This is a genomic window from Limosilactobacillus pulli, from assembly GCF_947381555.1.
GTDB classification, from domain to species: domain Bacteria; phylum Bacillota; class Bacilli; order Lactobacillales; family Lactobacillaceae; genus Limosilactobacillus; species Limosilactobacillus pulli.
Window position 1 is genome coordinate 1 of the sequence record NZ_CANCWQ010000062.1, and the last position, 2,202, is coordinate 2,202.

Genomic DNA, 2,202 nt, shown 5'->3' on the forward strand with positions numbered 1-2,202 from the left:
GGCAAAGAAGCGCAGATCAACGGCAAGTGGTACAACTTTACGAGTGATGGATCGGCAAGCATCGGCTTTACGAAACTGGCGAGTGGCAAGACGGTCTATTATAACGCGCAAGGTCAAATGCAGTATGGGCTGCAAACGATCAATGGCAAGATTTACTACTTCAACACGTGGAGCGGTGAGATGGTGATCAATAGTGAAGTTAAAATAGCGGGTGTACAGTATTCCTTTGATAATAAAGGAATTGGGAGTAAAGAGTAGATTAAATATATTTCTTGATAAGCTTTAATTTGCTATAATATACTCCATATGGATAACTGAAGCACAAAAATTAGGAGCATACACATAATGAAAAAAGTAAAAAATAGTTTAATGGCTATTTTCATGATTTTTGGTATGACATTTTTAATGGCTGGATGCGGAAATAGTTCTAAATCTGCGCGGAACACAACTAAGAGTGAAGCTACTTCAAGCAAAGTAGTTAAAAAGAAGAATGCAACTAAAGCAAAGAAGATTTCAAATTCATCTTCAAAAAATAAGATTTCATCTAGCAAGGCGGATAGTGAATCTTTTAACAGTAGTGCCGTGGCAGATAGTGAAAGTCAGAGCACCAGTAGTTCCACAAGCAATTCAGCTCAAAGTAGCAATATCCAACTAGGCTTAAATGACGTTGCTACTTGGACTGACAGTAATGGTGTAGTTCACAACGTTGATAGCGATGGTATGGATCGTCAAATCAAAAATGGTCAAACAACCTATGCTGATTGGAGTGGACCACTGCCAAGCAATGCACAAGTCGTTTCCTCAAGCAGTTCTAGTTCAACTAGTAATTAAAACCAATATCTGTATAATATAAAGAAAGCTCGCCAAAATTTGGCGAGCTTTTTATATATTTTTTTTTATTTTATAATTGTAAAACTCAATTGTTGGTTATCGATAATTAAGATAAAGTATTAATCTTATTAACCAAACGGTATAGAACTTTTATCTCGCATTGAATTGAAAAATCTTGAGTGATAAAATCGAAAAATGTATGAACTATTACTTTAATTCAATATTTCGGGGGATATTCTGTTTATCATGAAAAAGCCAATTGATCAGAAAAAGCACTTTAAAATGTATAAAAGCGGAAAAGCATGGGTTGTAGCTGGTATTACAGCTATTAGTTTATTAGGTGGTGGTATACAGACTACTTATGCGGATGAAGTAAATACACATGCGACAGATGTTCCTACATCATCTTCAGCAACTAGCACGGTAGCGAAATCTAGCGTTACTGCAAATACTACGTATACAGGCACTCAAGATAATACAAATATTAATAGGGATGATCAAACTACTAATACTAAAAATGATGTAGATGAACAAAAAGAAACGACTGTTAATTTAGACCAAACAGCAGGACAATCAAAAGTATCGTCAAACAATAATACTGAATCTACAGAAAAAAGTATTAACAATGATTCAATAGAAAATAATACTGATAGTTCGAAAGAAAATACGAAAGCTGCGCTAACTGTTGATAGAACAGCAAATCGAAATACTGATTTTGTAAAATTATCTAACGGTAAGACGGTACATTATGATTCAGAAGGTAAAATTCAATATGGCCTTCAAACAATCAACGGAAAATTTTACTATTTCAATACTAAAAATGGTGAAATGTGTGCCAATAAGGAATTAGAAATTAATAATAAGTGGTACAACTTTACGAGTGATGGGTCGGCAAGTACAGGCTTTACAAAGCTAGCAAGCGGCAAGACGGTCTATTATAACGCGCAAGGTCAGATGCAGTATGGCCTGCAAACGGTCAATGGCAAGATCTACTACTTCAACACGTGGAGCGGTGAGATGTACGCCGGCAAAGAAGCACAGATCAATGGCAAGTGGTACAACTTTACGAGTGATGGGTCGGCAAGCACGAGCTTTACGAAACTAGCAAGCGGCAAGACAGTCTATTATAATGCGCAAGGTCAGATGCAGTATGGGCTGCAGACGATCAATGGCAAGATCTACTACTTCAACACATGGAGCGGTGAGATGTACGCTGGCAAAGAAGCACAAATCAATGACAAATGGTACAACTTTACGAGTGATGGGTCGGCAAGCACCGGCTTTACGAAACTAACAAGCGGCAAGACGGTCTATTATAATGCGCAGGGTCAGATGCAGTATGGCTTGCAGACGATCAATGGCAAGATCTAC

Annotated in this window: 2 protein-coding genes and 1 pseudogene; all 3 read left to right on the plus strand. The window is 37.3% G+C overall.

Annotated elements, in window-relative coordinates; translation table 11 throughout:
• Positions 1-258: pseudogene (locus QOS03_RS09060) on the plus strand (hypothetical protein); the annotation flags it as partial.
• Between the two features lie 87 nt (positions 259-345).
• A complete protein-coding gene (locus tag QOS03_RS09065; RefSeq protein ID WP_283576178.1) occupies positions 346-831 on the plus strand; it encodes a hypothetical protein in 486 nt (161 codons plus the stop codon).
• Between the two features lie 246 nt (positions 832-1,077).
• Positions 1,078-2,202: N-acetylmuramoyl-L-alanine amidase family protein (locus QOS03_RS09070; protein ID WP_326521466.1), on the plus strand; the 1,125-nt coding region annotated here is incomplete at its 3' end.

Coding starts and splice junctions, on each gene's coding strand:
- QOS03_RS09065 (WP_283576178.1), top strand. CDS start 346: ATGAAAAAAGTAAAAAATAGTTTAATGGCTATTTTCATGATTTTTGGT.